The 19,748-nt window shown below is 63.6% G+C and carries 10 protein-coding genes; 8 read left to right on the forward strand and 2 right to left on the reverse strand.

The annotated features are described in order from the left end of the window. The first annotated feature begins 7 nt into the window (after positions 1 to 7). The 7 genes from B3H47_RS01960 to B3H47_RS01990 are packed head-to-tail and all read left to right on the forward strand — an operon-like array spanning position 8 to position 17,482. The gene (locus tag B3H47_RS01960; RefSeq protein ID WP_286985660.1) at positions 8 to 1,615 is read left to right on the forward strand and encodes an XrtA system polysaccharide chain length determinant; all 1,608 of its coding nucleotides are present in this window, start codon (positions 8 to 10) and stop codon (positions 1,613 to 1,615) included. A 9-nt stretch (positions 1,616 to 1,624) separates the two neighbouring features. Beyond that, positions 1,625 to 2,575 carry an XrtA-associated tyrosine autokinase gene (locus B3H47_RS01965; RefSeq protein ID WP_286985661.1) on the forward strand — a complete coding sequence of 317 codons (951 nt, stop codon included), beginning with the start codon at positions 1,625 to 1,627 and terminating at the stop codon, positions 2,573 to 2,575. Positions 2,576 to 2,631: 56 nt separating this feature from the next. Continuing rightward, on the forward strand, positions 2,632 to 3,471 hold the full coding sequence (locus B3H47_RS01970) for a cupin-like domain-containing protein (RefSeq protein WP_286985662.1): 840 nt from the start codon (positions 2,632 to 2,634) through the stop codon (positions 3,469 to 3,471). A 15-nt stretch (positions 3,472 to 3,486) separates the two neighbouring features. Then, on the forward strand, positions 3,487 to 4,539 hold the full coding sequence (locus tag B3H47_RS01975; RefSeq protein ID WP_286729968.1) for an acyltransferase family protein: 1,053 nt from the start codon (positions 3,487 to 3,489) through the stop codon (positions 4,537 to 4,539). Between the two features lie 52 nt (positions 4,540 to 4,591). Continuing rightward, complete coding sequence (locus tag B3H47_RS01980; protein ID WP_286985666.1) at positions 4,592 to 11,428, forward strand: polyketide synthase; 6,837 nt, start codon at positions 4,592 to 4,594, stop codon at positions 11,426 to 11,428. Between the two features lie 7 nt (positions 11,429 to 11,435). Then, complete coding sequence (locus tag B3H47_RS01985; RefSeq protein WP_286985670.1) at positions 11,436 to 16,388, forward strand: non-ribosomal peptide synthetase; 4,953 nt, start codon at positions 11,436 to 11,438, stop codon at positions 16,386 to 16,388. A gap of 50 nt (positions 16,389 to 16,438) precedes the next feature. Beyond that, the gene (locus B3H47_RS01990; protein ID WP_286985676.1) at positions 16,439 to 17,482 is read left to right on the forward strand and encodes a cupin-like domain-containing protein; all 1,044 of its coding nucleotides are present in this window, start codon (positions 16,439 to 16,441) and stop codon (positions 17,480 to 17,482) included. A gap of 22 nt (positions 17,483 to 17,504) precedes the next feature. Here B3H47_RS01990 and rnhA read toward each other — a convergent pair whose 3' ends face one another. Beyond that, positions 17,505 to 17,960: a ribonuclease HI gene (gene rnhA, locus B3H47_RS01995; RefSeq protein WP_286985682.1), complete on the reverse strand. Its 456-nt coding sequence runs from the start codon at positions 17,958 to 17,960 to the stop codon at positions 17,505 to 17,507. Between the two features lie 5 nt (positions 17,961 to 17,965). Next, the gene (locus B3H47_RS02000; RefSeq protein ID WP_286985906.1) at positions 17,966 to 18,856 is read right to left on the reverse strand and encodes a class I SAM-dependent methyltransferase; all 891 of its coding nucleotides are present in this window, start codon (positions 18,854 to 18,856) and stop codon (positions 17,966 to 17,968) included. 24 nt (positions 18,857 to 18,880) lie between these two features. Here B3H47_RS02000 and gloB point away from each other — a divergent pair, with 24 nt between their 5' ends. Beyond that, positions 18,881 to 19,699 (forward strand): hydroxyacylglutathione hydrolase, encoded by an 819-nt coding sequence (gene gloB, locus B3H47_RS02005; protein WP_286985683.1) that lies wholly within the window; start codon positions 18,881 to 18,883, stop codon positions 19,697 to 19,699. Positions 19,700 to 19,748: the final 49 nt, after the last annotated feature.

Raw genomic sequence — 19,748 nt, forward strand, 5'->3', positions numbered from 1 at the left:
CAACATCATGAACGATTTACTACGTCCCCTGTTCAACCTCCTGCCCGGCATGTGGGACAGGCGCTGGGTCGGGCTGCTCACCGCGTGGGTCATCATGGCGCTGGGCGGCATCGGCGTGGCCATGTTCCACGAGCGCTATATGGCGTCAGCGCGCGTTTATGTGGACACGCAAACCCTGCTCAAACCGCTGATGCAAGGCCTGACCGTGCAGCCCAATATCGACGATCAGGTCGCGATGGTGGCCCGCACCTTGCTCGCCCGCCCCAATCTGGAGCGGCTGGTGCGTGAAAAACATCTCGCGGTCGATGATGGTCAGCCCGAATCGGTCAACCGCACCGTCGATCAACTGCTCAAGAGCATCAAGCTCGGCATCAACGCGCGGGAGAATCTCTACAGCGTCAGCTATGTCAACAGCGATCCGCAGGTTGCGCTCGGCGTCGTCAAAGATCTGGTGAACATGTTCCTCACCTCGGGCATTGGCGGCAAGCAGCAAGACACCCAGCAGGCGCTCAACTTTCTCGATGCCCAGGTCGCCGACTATGGCCGCCAGCTCAGTGCCGCAGAGCAAAAGCTCAAAGACTTCAAGACCCAGCATCCCGGCTATTCCGGTGCGGCGAATGTCGACTACTACACCCGCGTCAACCAGGCCTCCGACCAACTCTCCCAGCTTCAGGGTCAGCTCAGCGCCGCGATTGCCGCGCGCAATGCCATCAGCGGCCAGATGCGCGGCGAATCTCCCACCATCAGCGTGACATCGCCCTATATGGCTGCCGCCGCTGGCCCCGCGGCGCCCGGTGTTCCTGCGTCCGTACTCGATGTGGATCGGCGCATTCAGGAGCAGCGCGCGCGGCTCGACGATCTGTTGCAGCGCTACACCAACGACTATCCCGACGTCATTTCTGCGCGCCAAACCCTGGCCCGCCTGGAAGCGGAAAGAAAATCGCGCCTGAAGGCCGCCGCGGAACATCCCGCGCAAGCCGCTGAACCAGCGTCTATCGGCGCCAATACCATCAGCACCGCCAACCCGGCCTACCAGCAACTGCGCGTGCAGGTCGCACAGGCCGACGCCAACGTGGCCTCGCTTCAAGCCCAGGTGGGCGAGGCTCAGGCACGGTTGGCCGAGCTGCGCAGTCAGGCCGGAAAAATGCCCGCACTCGACCAGCAATATGCCGAGCTCATGCGCGGCTACGACGTCATTCGCAAGAGCTACGACGATCTGGTTGCGCGACGTCAGTCTGCCGGGCTGACGCAAAGCGTCGATGCCTCCTCGCAGCTTGCCGTGTTCCGCGTGGTCGATCCCCCGCGTGTGGAGCAGCGTCCGCTGTTCCCGAGCAAGCCCATGCTCATCGCTCTGCTGGTGTTTTTTGCACTGGCCTGCGGAGTGGCGGCAAGTTTCATCGTCTCGCAGATCATGCCGACCTATCACAGCCCGCGCCACCTGCGCGAAACCATCGACCGCCCCGTGCTCGGCAGCATCTCCCTGCTGAACTCGCCCGAAATTCTCAGCCACGACAAACGGAACAATATCAATCTCGCGCTGGGTATCGCCGGACTCGTGCTGATCGGGTTGCTCTGGGCCATCTGGGCCCATTTCACGCGGCAGCCCGGCGTTTAAGGAAACACCATGAGCACCATTGAACAAGCCGTCAAGCGTCTCGAGGAACTCCGCACCGCCGGAGTCGATGTCCTCTGGAAGCCCGAATCCGCCGCTGAAGTCGCCCCAACTGCGCCCTCGCCCTCACCTTTCGCAACCGCGCCCGCTGGCGCCGCGAGTACGCAACCCCATACCGCCCCAGCCCAGCCGACCGAGGCCGCCAAACACACGGCGAAGCCACAAGACATGGGCACGCGCTCGAAGCAGGTCGAGATCGACTTGAACAAGCTGGCGGCTCAGGGCTATATCGTGCCGCACGCCACCCGCTCGCTGCTGGTCGATGAGTTCCGCGTGGTCAAGCGGCCGCTGCTTGCCAACGTCACCGGGGCCGCCTCGGCCAAGATCGACCGGCCCAATCTCATCATGGTCACCAGTTCGCTGCCGGGCGAAGGCAAGACCTTCGTGGCGGCCAACCTCGCCATGAGCATCGCCGCCGAGCTGAACCACACGGTGCTGCTGGTCGATGCCGATCCTTCGCGCAGCAGCCTGCTCGAACGCCTGGGCATTGCCCCGGCACAGGGTTTGATCGACAAACTGCTCAACCCCGAACTCGACCTGTCCGATCTCATCCTCGCAACCAACGTCCCCAAGCTCGCCGTGCTGCCCGTGGGCACACCTAACGCGCAAGCCACCGAGCTGTTTGCCAGCGCCACCATGGACCTGCTGCTCGAAGAAATGGCGCATCGCTATCGCGACCGCGTCATCATTCTCGACGCACCGCCGCTGCTGCCCTCCGCCGAAGCACGCGCGCTGTCTTTGCACGCCGGGCAGATTCTTTTCGTCGTGCAGGCCGGGCGCACCCATCAAGGCACGGTGCAGCAGTCACTCAGCCTGCTGCAAGACCATCCCATGGTCTTTACCCTGCTCAACCAGAGCCGCGGGCCAAAGGCCGGGTCGCCCTACGGGTACTACGCCTACTAAATCAAGCGCAGGAAAACATCGTGGTTATGCAATGTTTCGACGCTGAGCTGGAAGCCATGCTGCTGGACCGCGCGCCCTTCAAGCTATCTCACAAACTCCTCGGCCACCCGGCGTTGACCTTGGAGAACCTGGGCGCCGTCTTACCGAAACTGCCCAAACGACAGGTGATGTTTTCCAACTCGAAGCTGCAAAACGGTGACGATTTTGAAGCCACTTTCCGCAAACGCCCCAAAGAAGTCAGTATTGATGAGACGATAGAGCAAATTCGCACCTCGAATGCCTACATCATGGTCAGCCGTCCCGAGACGGATGATTCATTCAAAGACCTGCGTAACGCCTTGGTTGACGACCTGCGCGGAATTCTGCGCAGCCACGGACTCGGAAGCGAGCCTATCGATCCCCACCTCTATTTGTTTATCGCTTCACCGAACAGCATCACTCCATTTCATATTGATCGCTACTCCACATTACTGATGCAATTTCGCGGCTCAAAGACGATTCACGTCTACGAGCAGTGGGATGATCGTGTCGTGAGTCAGATTGATCGGGAGGCCTACGTCGCCTACGCGCGTACAAAGCTGCCTTGGTCTGCCGAAATCGATGCACTCGGACATTCGTTTCATTTTTCGCCTGGGGAAACCTTACACATCCCGTTCATTGCGGGGCACCACGTGCGCAATGGTCCGGATGATGTGTCGATTTCCATGTCGATCATCTTCAATACAGAACAGAGCATCCGTTGGCGACGGGCGTTGGCCTTAAATTACGAGGTGCGCAAGCGAATCGGCGCAATCCCGCCTGGCTTGAGCAAAGTAGGGCGCTCTCGTGTCTTGGATGGCACCAAGGCGGCGATGATGCGCGCCATCGAGCGTCGGCGGACGCTTGCAGAAAGATGAGCACGGGAGCGGCAGTTGAGCCCACAGTCCCATGCCCGCCACTTTGATGCCCTAGACGCCTTACGGGGGCTGGCCGCTTTTGCGGTGGTGGTTTTGCACTACACCGAGCACAGCTCGCTCAACGATTTTCTGCCAGGCGCCTGGGTTGCGGTTGATCTGTTCTTCGTCTTGTCTGGCTTCGTGTTGATGCACAGCTATGGCGAGCGTATTTTGACCGGTATGCGTTTCAGTCGGTTTGTCAGGGTACGGCTGACGCGTCTGGGGCCCATGTACGTCATGGGATCGCTCCTCGGCATCATTTCCGCCGTGATGCTCGCCCAGACGCAGACCCCACCGGTTCCGGGGATTCATCAGCTCGTAGCCGCCTCAGTATTTGGCGTTCTCGGTCTGCCCTTTTTCAATCATGGGGTCTGGCCGTTCGGGCATGGGCATCTGACCGGCCCTTTGTTCCCACTTGAAGTCCCCGCGTGGTCTTTGTTCTTCGAGGCCGTGGTGAATGTGCTGTTTTTTGCCTGGCTGAAATATGCGCGACGTCTGAGCGCATCCGTTCTCTCGGCCTTGGCATTCATCGTCTTCATCGTGCTCACCGCCAAGATGCACGTTTTCAACCCAGGCTGGGGAACTTCCAATTTCTGGCTGGGTTTTCCGCGTGTCATCGCAGAATTTTTTTTGGGGGCCTGGCTTTACCAACTGCGCCCTCAGACCTGGCGTCCTCATAGCTTGCTGGCGGTAGGCGCCGCCGTGCTGTTTTTTGGGGCCATGTTCAGCGCTCACCCCTGGATCAATTTTTTCGATGCCCTCTTGATCGCGCCCCTGACAGTCGCCCTCGCAGCAAGTCTGTCCTTGAGCCGTTTTTTTCACAAAACAGCCAGCTTGGCCGGAAAGCTGTCTTATCCGCTCTATCTTGTGCACTATCCCCTCTATCGAATCGCGTCGTCAAACCGCTTCGTTGTCCTGCTGTCACCCAGAGCGCATCTGGCGACGATGGCATGTCTCGCCCTCACGCTGGCTTGGGCCTTCCTGCCTGTGGACACGGCCATACGTCAATGGCTTGAGGGTCTGCCATGAAACATTTCGCTGATGCATCCCCTCTTCACGGCCTTACCAGCAAGGGCAGATGATGGACCCTCATCCTCCAGAAAACGCACAGACGCGCGAGCCAGATTCGCCGTCTCAAAGAGCCGATTTTCTGCTGCACGAGCTTTTTGAACGGCAGGCCAGGCTCAGCCCGCAAGCCATTGCCTTGGTCAGCTCGGAGGCCTCATTCACTTACGACGAACTCGATCGGCGCACCAACCGACTCGCCCATCTGTTGAGTGAACAGGGCGCGAGGCCGGACGCCCTTGTTGCGATCATCCTGGACAGTGGCGCGCTCTTGGTTGAAGCAATTTTGGCGACCTTGAAATGCGGCTGCGGCTACTTGCCGCTTGACCCGAATCAGCCCACCGCCAGGCTGGAGAGCCTGCTAGGCGATGCGCAACCTCTGCTGCTGATCACAACGGCCGACACCGCCGCAGCACTCGAAGACTGCCGCGTGCAAACCCTCGCCATCGACGACCCCGCTGTGCTGCAGAACTGGGCCTCGCAGCCTGCCGCTGCGCTGCGTCCATGTGAACTTGGCCTGACGAGCGCCTCACTGGGTTATTTGATTTACACCTCCGGCTCGACTGGCGCCCCCAAAGGGGTGGTCATGCCGCAAGGGCCGCTCCTTCATCTCATCAACTGGCATCTGCGCTGCGCGCCCGAGCAATCCGGTTTGCGCACCTTGCAGTTTTCCGCCCCCGCCTTCGATGTCGCGTTTCAAGAACTGTTCTCCACGCTGGCCAGCGGAGGCTCACTCGTATTGGCGGCCCGCGAACAGCGGCGTGATGTGCAGAAATTGGTGCAATTGATCCAACACCACCGCATCGAACGCCTGTTTCTGCCCTTCATCGCCCTGGCGCATCTGGTCGATTACTGCGAGCAGCATCGAATCGACCTGCCATCCCTGAAGCATGTCATCACCGCGGGGGAGCCCTTGCGCGCTGACGCCGCGATCAAATCGTTCTTTTCCCGGCACCCGCAATGTCGTCTGCACAACCACTACGGCCCGAGCGAATCCCATGTCGTGACGGTCAAGACGCTTCCCGATGACCCGACCTCCTGGCCCGCGCTTCCCAGTATTGGGCGACCCATCGGAGAGGCGCGCATCCTCATTTTGAATGCCCAGGGCGAGGTGCTCACCGCAGGCGCGGAAGGCGAAATCGCGATAGCGGGTCCAGTCATCGCACGCGGTTATCTCAACCGCCCCGAGCTGACGGAACAGCGATTCAAAGACTTGCCTGAAGTGGGAAGGGCTTACCTGACGGGAGATCTGGGTTTCATCGACGCCGAAGGAGACATTCGCTGCCTCGGGCGCGCGGACGACCAAGTGAAAGTGCTCGGTCATCGTGTCGAACTCGGTGAAATCGAAACACGCCTGCGAGAACATGCCGACATCGCCGATGCCGCCGTGACACTGCGCAACGATCTGCCCTTCGGCTCAGGCTTGGTCGCCTATTTGACCGCGCGGCATCCAGGCCACGTTCCAAGCCCGATCGACATTCGCGCCTGGTTGGCGCAAACGCTGCCCCAATACATGCTGCCAGCCGTTTACAACTGGCTGAAGCACATGCCGATCAGCGTCAACGGCAAGCTCAATCGGCGGGCACTGCCCATGCCGGAATTCGGGCCGCAAAAAACCGCAGCGGACGACAGCGTCTCCTCCACAAGCACACAAGATCGCATCCGCGCGGCATTTACCCGCGTACTCGGTTTGGGCAGCGTCGCCGCCACGGACAATTTTTTCGATATCGGCGGCAATTCGCTGCTCGTCATGCGCGTTCTCTCTTTGCTCGAAGCGGACGGCGTGACGCTGAGCGCCAGCGCGTTTTTCAGCAACCCGACCCCCGCGGCGCTGGCCGAACAGTTGGATCGCGACCAAGACACATCGTGGGACGAAGCCCGCCGCATGCCGCGTGGAGCAAACCCCCGAGATCATCGCGCTGCGCACGCCGGCGCCTCCGTGCCGATCGCCATCGTCGGCATGGCGGGCCGCTTTCCCGGCGCGAAAAACGTGCAGGATTTCTGGGACATGCTGCTGGCTGGCGCCGACGGCATCAAGCACTTGCGTGATGACGAACTCGATCCCAGCTTGCCGTCAGAACTCACGAACGACCCGCTCTATGTCAAAGCACGCGGGCTGATCGACGGCGTGGACGGCTTCGATCCCGTCTTTTTCGGCATCTCCCCGCGAGAAGCCCTGTTGATGGATCCGCAGCAACGCATCTTTCTGGAACTGTGCTGGGAATGTCTTGAGCATGCTGGGCACGCCCCCGACCTGAGCCAGGCTCCCGTCGGCGTTTTTGCGGGCATGCACAACGCCAGCTATTTTCTGCACCATGTTCAGCACCGCCCCGATCTGATCGACAAAATCGGCGACTTTGCCGTCATGCTGGCCAACGAAAAGGACTACATCGCCACCCGAATTGCCAACCGCTTGAACCTCACCGGCCCCGCAGTCAGCGTGCATACCGCGTGTTCCACATCGTTGGTGGCGGTTGCGCAGGCCGTCACGAGTTTGCGCGCGGGTCAATGCGACATGGCACTGGCTGGCGGCGTTGCCGTGACTTGCCCGCCCAACAGCGGCTATCTCTACCAAGAAGGCGCCATGCTTTCGCCCGATGGCGTCACCCGTACCTTCGATGCCCAGGCACAGGGCACGGTGTTTTCCGATGGCGCTGCCGTGGTGTTGCTCAAGCGACTGAGCGACGCCCAGGACGATGGCGACACGATCTACGCGGTCATTCGCGGCGTGGCCATCAACAACGACGGACGCGACAAAGCCAGCTTCACGGCGCCAAGTCTGGACGGTCAGGCCGCCGTCATCACCGCCGCACTGGCTGACGCCGGCGTCAGCCCGCGCAGCGTGAGCTATGTCGAATGCCATGGCACCGCCACGCCTTTGGGCGACCCCGTCGAGGTCGAGGCGCTCACCCGCGCCTTCCGCAGGCAAACCGCAGACATCGGCTTTTGCCGACTGGGTTCCGCCAAAAGCAACATCGGCCATACCTTGACTGCTGCGGGCGTCACCGGCGTCATCAAAACCGCGCTGGCTTTGGCACAGGAGTGCATCCCGCCGTCGATCCACTACACCACGCCCAACCCCAAGATCGATTTCGCGTCCAGCCCCTTCATCGTCAACGATGCACTCACGACATGGGCGAGCGGCGAGCAGCCGCGCCGCGCCGGGGTCAGCTCCTTTGGGGTGGGAGGCACCAATGCCCACATCATTCTCGAAGAAGCGCCCGCGACGCCAACATCCAGCCCAGCGAGCGGGCCGCAACTGCTGATGCTGTCGGCCAGCAGCCCAAGCGCGCTCGACGCCCAGGTCAGCCGCCTCACCGCGCATTTGCGCAAAAATCCCGATATCAATCTGGCCGACGTGGCCTACACCTTGCAGGTGGGCCGCAGCCCTTTTGCACAGCGTCTTTGCCTCGTCTGCGAAACGCCAGAGCAGGCGATACGAGCCTTGTCGGAACCAGCTTGGCCCCTGCGTTCACAACGCACAGCGCGCGGTGATCCACCCCCTCAAATCTGGCTTTTCCCGGGCCAGGGTGCACAGTACCCCGGCATGGGAAGCGGTCTCTACGCTGCAGAAAGTGACTTCCGCGCAGCGCTCGACGACGCCATCGCCGCCTGCGCCCCGCACCTGAGTTTTGATTTGCGGGCGCGGCTGTTCAGCGCCGACCCAGATGCGCTGGCCAGCACGCAAACCACGCAGCCCGCCACTTTCTGTATTGAATACGCACTGGCGCAAACCTGGCTGGCGCGCGGCGCCAAGCCCATCGCCCTGATCGGCCACAGCATCGGCGAATTCGCTGCGGCCGTTCTGGCCGGCGTTCTGTCGTTGGCCGACGCGGCCCGGCTGATCGCGCGGCGCGGCGCGCTGATGCAAGCGCTCACGCCCGGAAGCATGTTGTCGGTGCGATTGTCAGCAGACGATTTACGCATCCAGCTGCCGGACGACATCTCGCTTGCCGCCATCAACGGCCCGACGTCCTGTGTCATCGCCGGGCCGACTGCAGCGATCAGCAGCTTCGACGCCGCTCTGCAGGTGCAGGGCGTGCAAACCCGGCTGCTGCAAACCTCCCATGCTTTTCACTCCGCCATGATGGAGCCCGCGCTCGCAGCCTTTCGCTCCGAAGTGTCTACTGTCGCCTTGGCGCCTGCGCGCCTGCCCATCGTCTCGACCCTCACAGGCCGTTGGTTGACCCCGGCAGAGGCCGTCGATGCCGAATACTGGGTGCGCCATCTGCGGGAGCCGGTTCGCTTCTCTGCCGCCGTACGCGACGCGCTGAACCGTCATGCCAACGCCGTTTTTCTGGAAATCGGCCCGCGTCGTGCGCTCTCCACACTGGTGCGTCAGCATGCCCCCGCCGATGGCGCCTCGGTCGTGGCCATCCCGTCACTAGCCGATGCGCCCGAACAGGAAACTGCCTGCATGTTGCTGGCGGCAGGCGCACTCTGGACCGCAGGCATCGCCTTGCCAGTTTCAGCCGCCCACCCGCCCACCAATCGCCGCCGGATCAGCCTGCCCACCTATCCCTTCGAGCGCCAGCGTTACTGGATCGAGGCCGTAGCGCAGCACCCTTCCCGTCCCGCCACATCCCCGGCCTCGGGTCGTCCTGCCGCAACGAGTTCCATCGCACCAGCCGCGCAAACGCTGACGTCCACGTCAATCGAGCCAGTACCCGCCATGTCCATCGCCCAGCCCATTCCCACAGCCCCCCTGCGCAAGAACCGCCTGATCGCCCAGTTGCGCGATTTGTTCGAGGATGTCTCAGGCCATGAGGCAAGTGGCGCCGACCCGAGCATGGCCTTTGTCGAACTGGGCATCGATTCGCTCACCCTCACCCAAGCCGCGCTGCAAATCAAAAAGCAGTTTGGTGTGCCGGTCACCTTCCGTCAGCTGATGGAAAACCTGCGCAGTTTCGATCTGCTGGCCGATTACCTCGACGCCCAACTGGAGCCCGAGCCAGCCGCGATGCCTGCGCCGAGTCCGTCACCTCTTTCGGCGCCGCTTTCCGCGCCTCTTTCGGTATCTCTGTCCGCGCCGCTCGCTGCTACACCCCCTCATCCCGCCGTGCTGCCGCAGCACGCGCCGACCGACGCAGTGCAGTGGCTCATCCAGCAGCAAATGCAGCTCATGTCCCAGCAACTGGCCTTGCTAGGCGGGCAGACGATGATCGCCCCTCAAACGCCGCCGCCTGTGTCCATGCCGACGCCCACGCAGACGCCCGCAACGGTGCCTCCACCTGCAGCAAACGCCAGCCCTGCTCAGCCCCTGCCCGCAGCGCCCGATGCAAACGGCGAAGACAGCGCGCCATTGCGCTACGACGTCAAAAAAGCCTTTGGCGCCATCGCCCGCATCCACACTCAGTCCAGCCCGCTGACCGAACGTCAAAAGGTGCGCCTTGCCGCCTTCATGCGCCGCTACGTCGAACGCACGGTCAAGAGTCGCGCCTACACCGTGCAATACCGCGACCATCTGGCCGACCCGCGGGTAGTTAACGGCTTTCGTCCGATGACCAAGGAGATCACCTATCAAATCGTGGTCAATCGCAGCAAGGGCGCGCGCCTTTGGGATCTGGACGGCAATGAATACGTCGATGCGCTCAACGGTTTCGGCATGAACTTGTTCGGTTGGCAGCCCGACTTCGTGCTCGACGCTGTGCGCCGCCAGCTCGACGACGGTTACGACATCGGCCCGCAACACCCGCTGGCCGGCCCCGTGGCCGATTTGATTTGCGAACTCACCGGCTTTGACCGTGCTGGTCTGTGCAACACCGGTTCCGAGGCGGTCATGGCTGCCGTGCGCATTGCCCGCACCGTCACTGGCCGCAACACCGTGGTGCTGTTCTCAGGCTCTTATCACGGCACCTTCGACGAGGTCGTCGTGCGTCCGGGCAAAGGCGGCAAAGGCATACCGGGCGCGCCGGGCATCATGCGGGGCATGTTCGGCGATGTGCGCGTGCTCGATTACGGCACGCCCGAATCGCTGGAGTTCATCCGCGCGCATGCCGATGAACTCGCCGCCGTATTGGTCGAACCCGTGCAAAGCCGCCGACCCGAATTCCAACCCGTCGAATTCCTCAGGGAAATCCGCGCCATCACCGAACGCAGCGGCGCTTGCCTGATTTTCGACGAAGTCATCACCGGATTCAGATCCGCCCTGGGGGGAACCCAGCAGCTCTTCGGCATCCGCGCAGATCTGGCCACTTACGGCAAGGTCATCGGTGGAGGCATGCCCATTGGCGTCGTTGCGGGCAGGCGCGAGTTCATCGACGCGCTCGACGGCGGCGCCTGGCAGTACGGCGATGACTCAATTCCCACTATCGGCGTGACCTACTTCGCCGGCACCTTCGTGCGCCACCCCTTGGCGCTAGCCGCCGCGCATGCCAGCCTGCTGCACCTCAAAGCGCAAGGACCGGCGCTGCAAGGCACGCTCAACGCCAAGACCGCGCAAATGGCCGACGAGCTGACTGCGTTCTGCCGTCAAGTCGGTGCGCCGCTGGAAATCCGTCATTTCGCCTCGCTTTGGCGCGTGGGCTGGCTGGAAGATCACCCGCTGCAAGACCTGCTGTTTGCCATGATGCGCAGCCGCGGCGTACACATCCTCGACAACTTCCCCTGCTTTCTGACTACGGCGCACAGCGAAGCCGACATCCGCCTGATCAAAGAAGCGTTCAAGGACTCGGTGCGCGAATTGCAGGAGGCGGAATTCCTGCCGCAGCGCAAATCATCGGCATCGGCGTCTTTCGACGCCAGCCACCCGCCCGTGCCCGGCGCACGCATCGGCAAAGACCCCGGCGGCAACCCCGCCTGGTTCGTCCCCAACCCCGAGCAGCCCGGCAAGTACCTGCGCCTCGACGCCTGAAAAAGCCATGGACACTTCCACCGCCACCGCGGTCGATTACGACCCCTTCGCCGACGCCGCGCCCGTCGCCCGCGTCGCTCCCACCACTGAAGCCCAGCGCGAAATCTGGCTGGCCTGCCAGCTCGGCAGCAGCGCCACGCTGGCGTACAACGAATCCATCACCCTGCATCTGCGCGGTGCGGTCGATCTGCCAGCGCTCAGCGCCGCGGTGCGCGCCCTGCCGGATCGCCACGACGCGCTGCGCGCCACCCTCAGCGCCGATGGGGAACAGTTGCTCATCGCCGAGCGCTTGAACCTCGACATCCCCACAGACGATCTGCGCGGCCTGACCTCCGAGCAAAGCGATAGCGCCCTGAAGCAAGCCGCCGCGCAGGCCGTCGCCATGCCTTTCGATCTGCAACAAGGGCCGTTGTTTCGCGCACGCCTGCTACGCCTGGGCGACGATCACATCGCCCTGCTGCTCAGCGCGCACCACATCGTCTGCGACGGCTGGTCGTTCGGCGTCCTGGTGGACGAAATCGGTGCGCTTTACTCGGCCCGCAAGGGCGAAGCCCCTGAGCCCGAGGCGCCCGCGAGCTTCGCTTCGTTTGCGCAAGCGCTTTCCGCGCGACAAGGCAGCGCCGAACATCAGGCCGATGAGGCGTACTGGCTGAACCGCTACGCCAGCATTCCCGCCGTGCTCGAGCTGCCTTGCGACCACCCCCGGCCCGCCACGCGTGCTTTCGACTCCAAGCGCATCGACCATGTGCTGCCCGCAAATTTGGTGAGCGCCGTGCGTCAACTCGGCGCCAAGTCCGGCGCCAGCTTGTTTTCCACCCTGCTGTGCAGCTTCGGTGCGTTGTTGCAGCGTCTTTCGGGCAATGATGAAGTGGTGGTCGGCGTACCCGCCGCGGGGCAAACGCTGCCGGGTTTCGAAACCGTCGTCGGCCACGGCGTCAATCTGCTGCCTTTGCGGCTGATGCCCGACGCCGCCGCCCCGATGGCGCAGTCGCTACCCGCCGTGCAATCGGCCGTGCTCGATGCCTTCGAGCACCAGCATTACACCTTCGGCACCCTGCTGCAAAAACTGTTGATCGAACGCGATCCATCGCGGGTGCCGCTCGCCCCGGTCATGTTCAATCTCGACCAGGCCATGGATCTGCGCAGCTTTGGCCATCTGCAAGTCAGTACGGTTTACAACCCGCGGCAGGCCGAGAACTTCGAACTGTCCATCAATGCCGTCCCCGTGGTCAACGGCGGCCTTCGGCTCGAGTGCCAATACGCCACCGCGCTGTTCGACGAAGCCACCGTGCGCCGCTGGCTGGCGAGCTACCAAGCCTTGCTGACGCATCTCTGTGCCGCGCCCGATGCGGCGCTCGGCGCCATCGACATCGTCACCGACGCCGACCGGCAGCAACTGGCGCAACTCAATGCCACGTCGTCGCCGCTGCCTCCCGGCCTGCTGCTGCACCAGCTGCTGCATGCGCAGGCCACGCGCACGCCCGATGCCACCGCGCAAATCTGCGGCGCTAGCCCGATGACCTACGCCCAACTCTGGGCGCAGGCGCATCGCATCGCCCACGCACTGCGCGCACGCGGCGTGCAGCGCGGCTCGCGCGTCGGCCTGTGCCTGCCCCGTGACGCCGACATGCTGCCCGCTTTGCTGGGTGTTCTGGGTGCCGGTGCGGGTTATGTGCCGCTGGACCCGAGCTTTCCCACCTCGCGCCTGGCCGACATGGCCGAAGACGCCGACCTCGCCCTGCTGATCGCCAAGTCCACCACAGCCGACGCTCTGCCCTGGCCGCGCGCGCAAAGTCTGTGGCTCGACAGCGATGCCGCTGAAATCGCCGCCCAGCCCGACACCCCGCCAGCCGCAGAGGCCCAGCACGACGCCACGCCCGACTCGCTGGCCTACATGATTTACACCTCGGGCTCCACCGGCAAACCCAAGGGCGTCATGCTGCCGCATCGCGCCGTGGTGAACTTTCTGCTCGCGGTTGCCCAACGCCCTGGCCTGACGTCCGGCGACATGCTGCTGGCCGTCACCACGCTGTCGTTCGACATTGCCGTACTCGAACTCCTGCTGCCGCTCTCCGTCGGCGCCACCGTGCTGCTGGCCAGCCGCGAACAAGCCGCCGACGGCTTCGCCCTGCGCGACCTGCTGCAAGCCCACCCGGTCACGGCCCTGCAAGCCACGCCGAGCACTTGGCGCCTGCTGTTCAGCGCAGACTGGGCGGGCCATAGCAAGCTCAAAGCCCTGGTCGGCGGCGAACCCCTGCCTGCCGACCTCGCCGCGCAGTTGCAGCGCAGTTGCGATGCGGTGTGGAATATGTACGGCCCGACGGAAACCACCGTGTGGTCCACTTGCTGGCGGGTGCAAGACGGCGCCGCAGGCATCGCCATCGGCACGCCGCTGGCCAACACCCATGTGTGGGTGCTCGACCCTCGCGGCAATCTTTGCCCGATTGGCGTGCCCGGCGAAATCCACATCGGCGGGGCCAGCGTTGCCCTGGGCTACTGGCAACGTGAGGCGCTCACGGCGGATCGTTTCGTTCCCGACCCCTTTCCCACCGAACCCGGCGCGCGCTTGTACCGCACTGGCGACCGTGGCCGCTGGCGCAACGACGGCCAGCTCGAACACCTCGGGCGGCTCGACTTCCAGGTGAAGCTGCGCGGCTTTCGCATCGAGCTGGGCGACATTGAAACCCACCTCACCCATCACCCCGAAGTCGCGCAGGCGGTGGCGATGGTGCGCGAGGACACCCCGGGCGATGCCCGGCTGGTGGCCTATGTCGTCCCCCGATCCGCGCAAGTGGAGTTGGACCCCGCGCAGTTGCGCAAGCATCTGCAGCAAGACCTGCCCGCCTACATGATTCCGCAGCACATCGTTGCGCTGCAGACGCTTCCACTCTTGCCCAACGGCAAGATCGACCGCAAGCGCCTGCCATCGCCTATCAGCGGCGGCGGGCCGGTCAAGGCCGAGCGCAGACTTCCGCAGACGCCCACGCAAAAGCGGGTGGCCGCAGTGATGGAGCAGGTGCTGCGCCTGCCCGGCATGGCACTCGACGACGACTTTTTCTCCCTCGGCGGGCATTCGCTGCTGGCGGCGCAGCTAGCAGCGCGACTGCGTGAGCAAACCGGTCTGGATGTGCAAATGCGCACCGTCTTCGATGCGCCCAGCATCGACGGTCTGTCGCGCTGGATCGACACCCATGCCCAAGACGATAGCGCCAAGGTCGAAGCCATTGCGCACCGCAGCGAGCAGACCGTCGCGCCCGCCTCGCTGCAGCAGGGGCGCATCTGGTTCCTCGAACAACTCGATCCTGGGCTGCCAACCTACAACACCCCTTCCGCGCATCGTCTGCGCGGGGCGTTGGATGTCGTCGCCCTCGAACGCGCGCTCAACGCCATGGTGGCACGCCAAGCCAGCCTACGCACAGTGATCGTGGAGCAAGACGGCGCGCCGCTGCAGATCGTCGCCCCCGAACTGACTGTGCAACTGGGCGAGATTCACGACCTCTCCGCCCTGCCCCCTGCCGACCGCGAGGTCGAATTGATGAAAAGGCTGCAGGCCCGCAGCGCCGAGGTCTTCGATTTGGGCGAACTGCCGCTGTTCAAACTGGGGCTGTACCGTCTGGCGGAAGACGACCATGTGCTGTTTTTCATGCCGCACCACATCATCTGGGACGGTTGGTCGTTCGATCTCATTTACGACGAAATGGCGGCGCTTTACCCCGCCTTTGCAGAAGGCCGCGCGCCCGATCTGGCGCCGCTTCCCGTCACCTATGGCGACTACGCCGCCTGGCAGCGGCGATGGCTCGAAACGCCCGATCTTCAGCGCCAACTTGGCTACTGGCGCGATCAACTCACCCCGTTGCCCGCGCCGCTGAATCTGCCCGCAGACCGCCCCCGCCCCAAGCGCATGACCGGTGGCGGCGACACCTACTGGTTCAGCCACCCGGCCGATTGGTTTGCCAGCCTGCACCAATTCGCGTTGCAGCAAAACGCCACGCCCTACATGGTGTTGCTCAGCGCCTTCGCGGCGCTGCTATGGCGGCAATCGGGCCAAACCGATCTGGTCATCGGCACGCCGGTACGCGGGCGGCCCACGGTGGAACTGGAGAAGGTGATGGGCTTTTTCGTCAACGCCTTGCCGCTGCGGATTCGCCCCGATCCGACGCAATCGTTTGCTTCCTTGGTACGGCAAGTGCGCGAGGTGATGCTGAGCTCCTATGCTGCTCCTGACGTACCGTTCGAGCAGCTATTGCGCTTAGTTAGTCCGCCGCGAGACGACAGTCGCACACCGATCTATCAGGCCTTCTTCTCGTATCAGGATGTGCGACAGCGAAACACCCACTGGGGAACCCTGGTGCAGGAGAATCTCAAGGTGTATCAACCTGCCGCAGCCGAGGACGTTCGCTTATGGTTCCTCAACACCCCGAACGGCGTGATGGGTGGGTTGACCTACAACACCGACGTGTTCGAGGCCCCTCGCGTGGCGGCGTGGATGGCGCAGTACAGCCAGTTGCTCGTCGACGCCATCGCGCACCCCGAGACCGCGCTCGCGGATTTGCCCGCCTTGCGGGGCACGGTGAGTGTCAGCAGCCCGGCTTCGACCGCATCGCCCGTCGCTTCGCCAAGGGCACCCGCCGCAGCCGCACCTGCGGCAGGCGGCCTGCAAACCGAGACGGAGCGACAACTCTCCGCCCTCTGGGCCGAGCTACTCGCCACCCCGCATATCGAGCCCGACGACAACTTCTTTGATCTGGGCGGCCACTCGCTGCTGGTCATGCAGGCCGTCTCGCGCATGGAAAAATTAACGGGAAAACGCCTCGGCCCCCGTCATTACGTGTTCGATTCATTGCGGCAGATCGCCCTCGAATACGACAAAACAGAACAAGCCGCACCCAGTGGCAAAAAGAGTCTCTTCCAGCGCCTGTTCGGGAAAGAGACCAGCAGTTCGACACACTCAGCAAACTGACGCCGCCCAAAGAAGGCTGCCCATCATGCACATTTCCTGGAGTTCAAACCATGCAGCAAGCCACACCGATTGGAGGTGGACCTGATCGCGCACGCGCCCAGCCACTGCAAACCCGCCCGCCCCTCGCCATCGACGTGGTGCAGGCACAGGACCTGCCCTACAACGAGTTCCTGCACGAGTACGTTCGCAAGAACCGGCCCGTGGTCATCGCCGACTCGGTGCGGGAGTGGCCAGCGCTGGGCCGTTGGACGCCCGGATATTTCCGCGACAAGTTCGGCGACCAAACCGTGCAGGTGTCCTACACCAAACGCATGGCGATGCGCGACTTCGTCGATGCCGTCGAGGCATCGACCGTCGATGCGCCGGGGCCTTACCTCTATCGCCTGTTCATCCACGATCACCTGCCGCAACTGCTGGCCGATCTCCGTCCGCAAAATGCCTACGCCTTTGCGGGTCGCCATGCGAGCCCGCTGATGCCCGAGCGCTGGCGCCGTCCCGACGGCTTTCTCAAACTGCTCATGGGGGGCGTGGGCAGCAAGTTTCCGGTGATGCATTACGACCTGGAACACGCCCACGCGCAGATCACCGAAATCTACGGCGACAAGGAGTTCTATCTCTTTCCACCCGAGGACGGCGACAAGCTCTACCCGCGCCCCGGCCAGAAAAACTGGTCACAGGTGGACAACCCGGCCGCACCGGATCTGAGCCGCTTTCCGCGCATAGCCGAAGCCACGGCCTACCGCGCCGTGCTCAAGCCCGGGCAGACTATTTTTATTCCCATGCTGTGGTGGCATGCAGCCCGGCCGTTGTCCATTTCCATCTCGGTTTGTACGGCCTTGATGGATCGCTCCAACTGGCCCGGTTTTGTGGAGGACGTCTGCGACCGATCCAAGAACTCGGCGGCCAAGACGGCGCTCAAGCGCTTCTATCTCAAAGGGGCGGGCAGCGTCATGCAAGCCATGGAAAACCTGCAGACGGCAACACCGTTACTGGCAAAGCGCCTCAAATTCCCGTCGGCCCTTTCACCGGCATCCCCGGACTTCGCCAAAGACCCCTCAGAAACACCGATGAAGTTTCGACTTTCAGTCGAGTGAATGGGCGTGGCGGCGCAGTGACCTACCCCCGCTCCGCCGCCTCCACGCCCTGGTTCGCCAGGGCGTCGGCTTGTTCGTTGCCGGGGTCGCCGGTGTGGCCGCGCACCCACACCCAGCGTAGGGTGTGGGGCGCGGCGGCTTTTTCCAGGCGCTGCCACAGATCGACGTTTTTCACCGGCTTTTTGTCGGCGGTGGTCCATCCGCGCCGCTTCCAGCCGACGATCCATTCCGTCATACCCTTGAGCACGTATTGCGAATCGGTGTGCAGCAGCACGCGGCTGGGGCGCTTGAGGGCTTCGAGCGCCATGATGGCGGCCATCAGTTCCATGCGGTTGTTGGTGGTTTGCGGCTCGCCGCCGTGCAGGGTTTTTTCATGGGCGCCGCTGCGCAGCACCACGCCCCAGCCGCCAGGGCCGGGGTTGCCTTTGCAGGCGCCGTCGGTGTAGATGATGATCTCGTTGTCGGATTCGCTGGTCATAGGGTTCAGATTTTTGTTTTCGCCTGGCGCTGCGCGATGGGTCGCAGCGCCACGGCGCGACGCTGGGTACGCATTTCCACCTTGCCGACCAGACGCATGGCGGGCACGCGCTTGATCGCCGCAAGAAAATACACCGCGCCGAACACGGGCCACCAGCGGTCTCCCGCCTGGTCCATGAAGCGCCAGCGGTGCAGCCACAGCGGCGAGCACAGCGCGGGGCGGTAGCAGCCGAAGCGGCCTTGGGTGACTTCAAAGCTGAGCAGCCGCAGCCAGTCGCGCACGCGGCGGGGGGCGAGAAATTCGCCGTGCTGAGGCAGATACCAGCCGCCGCCCACGCGCCCGACCAGTTGTCGCATGCCCCACAGGCTCCAGGTGTTGAAGCCGCTGATGACGATCTGCCCGCCGGGCACCAGCACGCGGTCCACTTCGCGCAGGCAGGCGTGCGGATCGTCCACCCACTCCAGGGTGTGCGGCAGCACGACCAGATCGAGCGATTGGGCGGGAAACGGCAGCGCGGTGAAGTCGCATTGCAGATGCTCGGTATGAATGGCGTGGGCGTCGGCGGGCTGTGGCTCGGGGGGTAGCTGTGCGTTTTCCGCCGCCAAGCCCACTGCGTCCACCAGACCGGGCTCGGCATAGACCGGCTCGCCGCCGTAATGCTCGGGCAACAGGCAGGCCGGGCGCACGCCGGGCAAATCGGGCTGGGCCGACTCGGCGCCGTCGAGCGCCAGCCAGCGATGCGGCATGCGGTTGTGCGCCAGCCCCTGCAAAGCCGGATTGCCGAGTTGCAACGCGTGATAGCCGAAAATGTCGGTCACCACGCGGTCGATCTGGCTCTGTTCCCAAGCCAGGGCGTAGCGACCAGGAGGCGTCTGCAACCAGTGCTGCAGGCTCATCAACGGCCACAGATCGGAGTCACCATGCATACAGAAGCGCTTGCTGCCTTTCGCGATAACTACATCTGGTTGATTAGGCCCGACGCGAACGATCCGCGCACTTTGGTGGTCGACCCGGGCGACGCCGCGCCGGTGATTGGCGCCCTGGAACGGGGCGGCCTGGAACTGCGCGGCATTCTAGTCACCCACCATCACAGCGACCATGTGGGCGGCATTCGCGAGTTGCTGCAGTGGTGGCAGGCGAAGCACCCCGCCGCTGAGCCGCCCGTCTGGGGGCCAGCCGCCGAGGCCATTCCCGCACGCACGCAGGCCATGCGCCAGGGCGATGTGTGCTCGCCGACGGGCTGGCCCCTGCGTTTGGAGGTGCTGGAAGTGCCGGGCCACACCCTGGGGCATATCGCCTATGTGGCCACCGCGCTGCAGGGTGAGGAGCCGCCGTCGCTGTTCTGCGGCGACACGCTGTTTTCCGCAGGCTGCGGTCGTCTGTTTGAAGGAACTCCGGCCCAGATGCACCATTCTTTAAACAAACTGTCGCAACTCCCTGAAAATGCGACAGTAAATTGTGCCCACGAGTACACCCTCTCTAATCTACAATTCGCACGGGCTGCAGATCCCCTGAATGAGGCGGTGGTGGCGCACCAGAAACGGTGCCTGGCCTTGCGCGCCAAAGGGCTGCCCACCTTGCCGAGCCATATCGGCCTGGAGAAGCAGATCAACCCGTTCCTGCGCACCGACCAGCCCGGCGTGCTGCAGGCGCTGGAGCAGCACAAGGGCCAAAAGCCCGGGGACGCGGTGCAGGCGCTGGCCTGGCTGCGAGAGTGGAAAAACGATTTCAAGGGGTGAGAACCGATGCGGCAACTGAGACGACTGCGATTTTGGGCTTTGGGTGCAA

Origin of the sequence: Thiomonas sp. UBA7699, assembly GCF_002482605.1 — a bacterium.
Classification (GTDB): Bacteria; Pseudomonadota; Gammaproteobacteria; order Burkholderiales; family Burkholderiaceae_C; genus Thiomonas; species Thiomonas arsenitoxydans.

What these genes read in the sequence shown, in the direction of transcription:
- B3H47_RS01960 (WP_286985660.1), top strand. Translation starts at nt 8, where the DNA reads ATGAACGATTTACTACGTCCCCTGTTCAACCTCCTGCCCGGCATGTGG.
- B3H47_RS01965 (WP_286985661.1), top strand. Translation starts at nt 1,625, where the DNA reads ATGAGCACCATTGAACAAGCCGTCAAGCGTCTCGAGGAACTCCGCACC.
- B3H47_RS01970 (WP_286985662.1), top strand. Translation starts at nt 2,632, where the DNA reads ATGCTGCTGGACCGCGCGCCCTTCAAGCTATCTCACAAACTCCTCGGC.
- B3H47_RS01980 (WP_286985666.1), top strand. Translation starts at nt 4,592, where the DNA reads ATGGACCCTCATCCTCCAGAAAACGCACAGACGCGCGAGCCAGATTCG.
- B3H47_RS01985 (WP_286985670.1), top strand. Translation starts at nt 11,436, where the DNA reads ATGGACACTTCCACCGCCACCGCGGTCGATTACGACCCCTTCGCCGAC.
- B3H47_RS01990 (WP_286985676.1), top strand. Translation starts at nt 16,439, where the DNA reads ATGCAGCAAGCCACACCGATTGGAGGTGGACCTGATCGCGCACGCGCC.
- rnhA (WP_286985682.1), bottom strand. Translation starts at nt 17,960, where the DNA reads ATGACCAGCGAATCCGACAACGAGATCATCATCTACACCGACGGCGCC.
- B3H47_RS02000 (WP_286985906.1), bottom strand. Translation starts at nt 18,856, where the DNA reads ATGAGCCTGCAGCACTGGTTGCAGACGCCTCCTGGTCGCTACGCCCTG.
- gloB (WP_286985683.1), top strand. Translation starts at nt 18,881, where the DNA reads ATGCATACAGAAGCGCTTGCTGCCTTTCGCGATAACTACATCTGGTTG.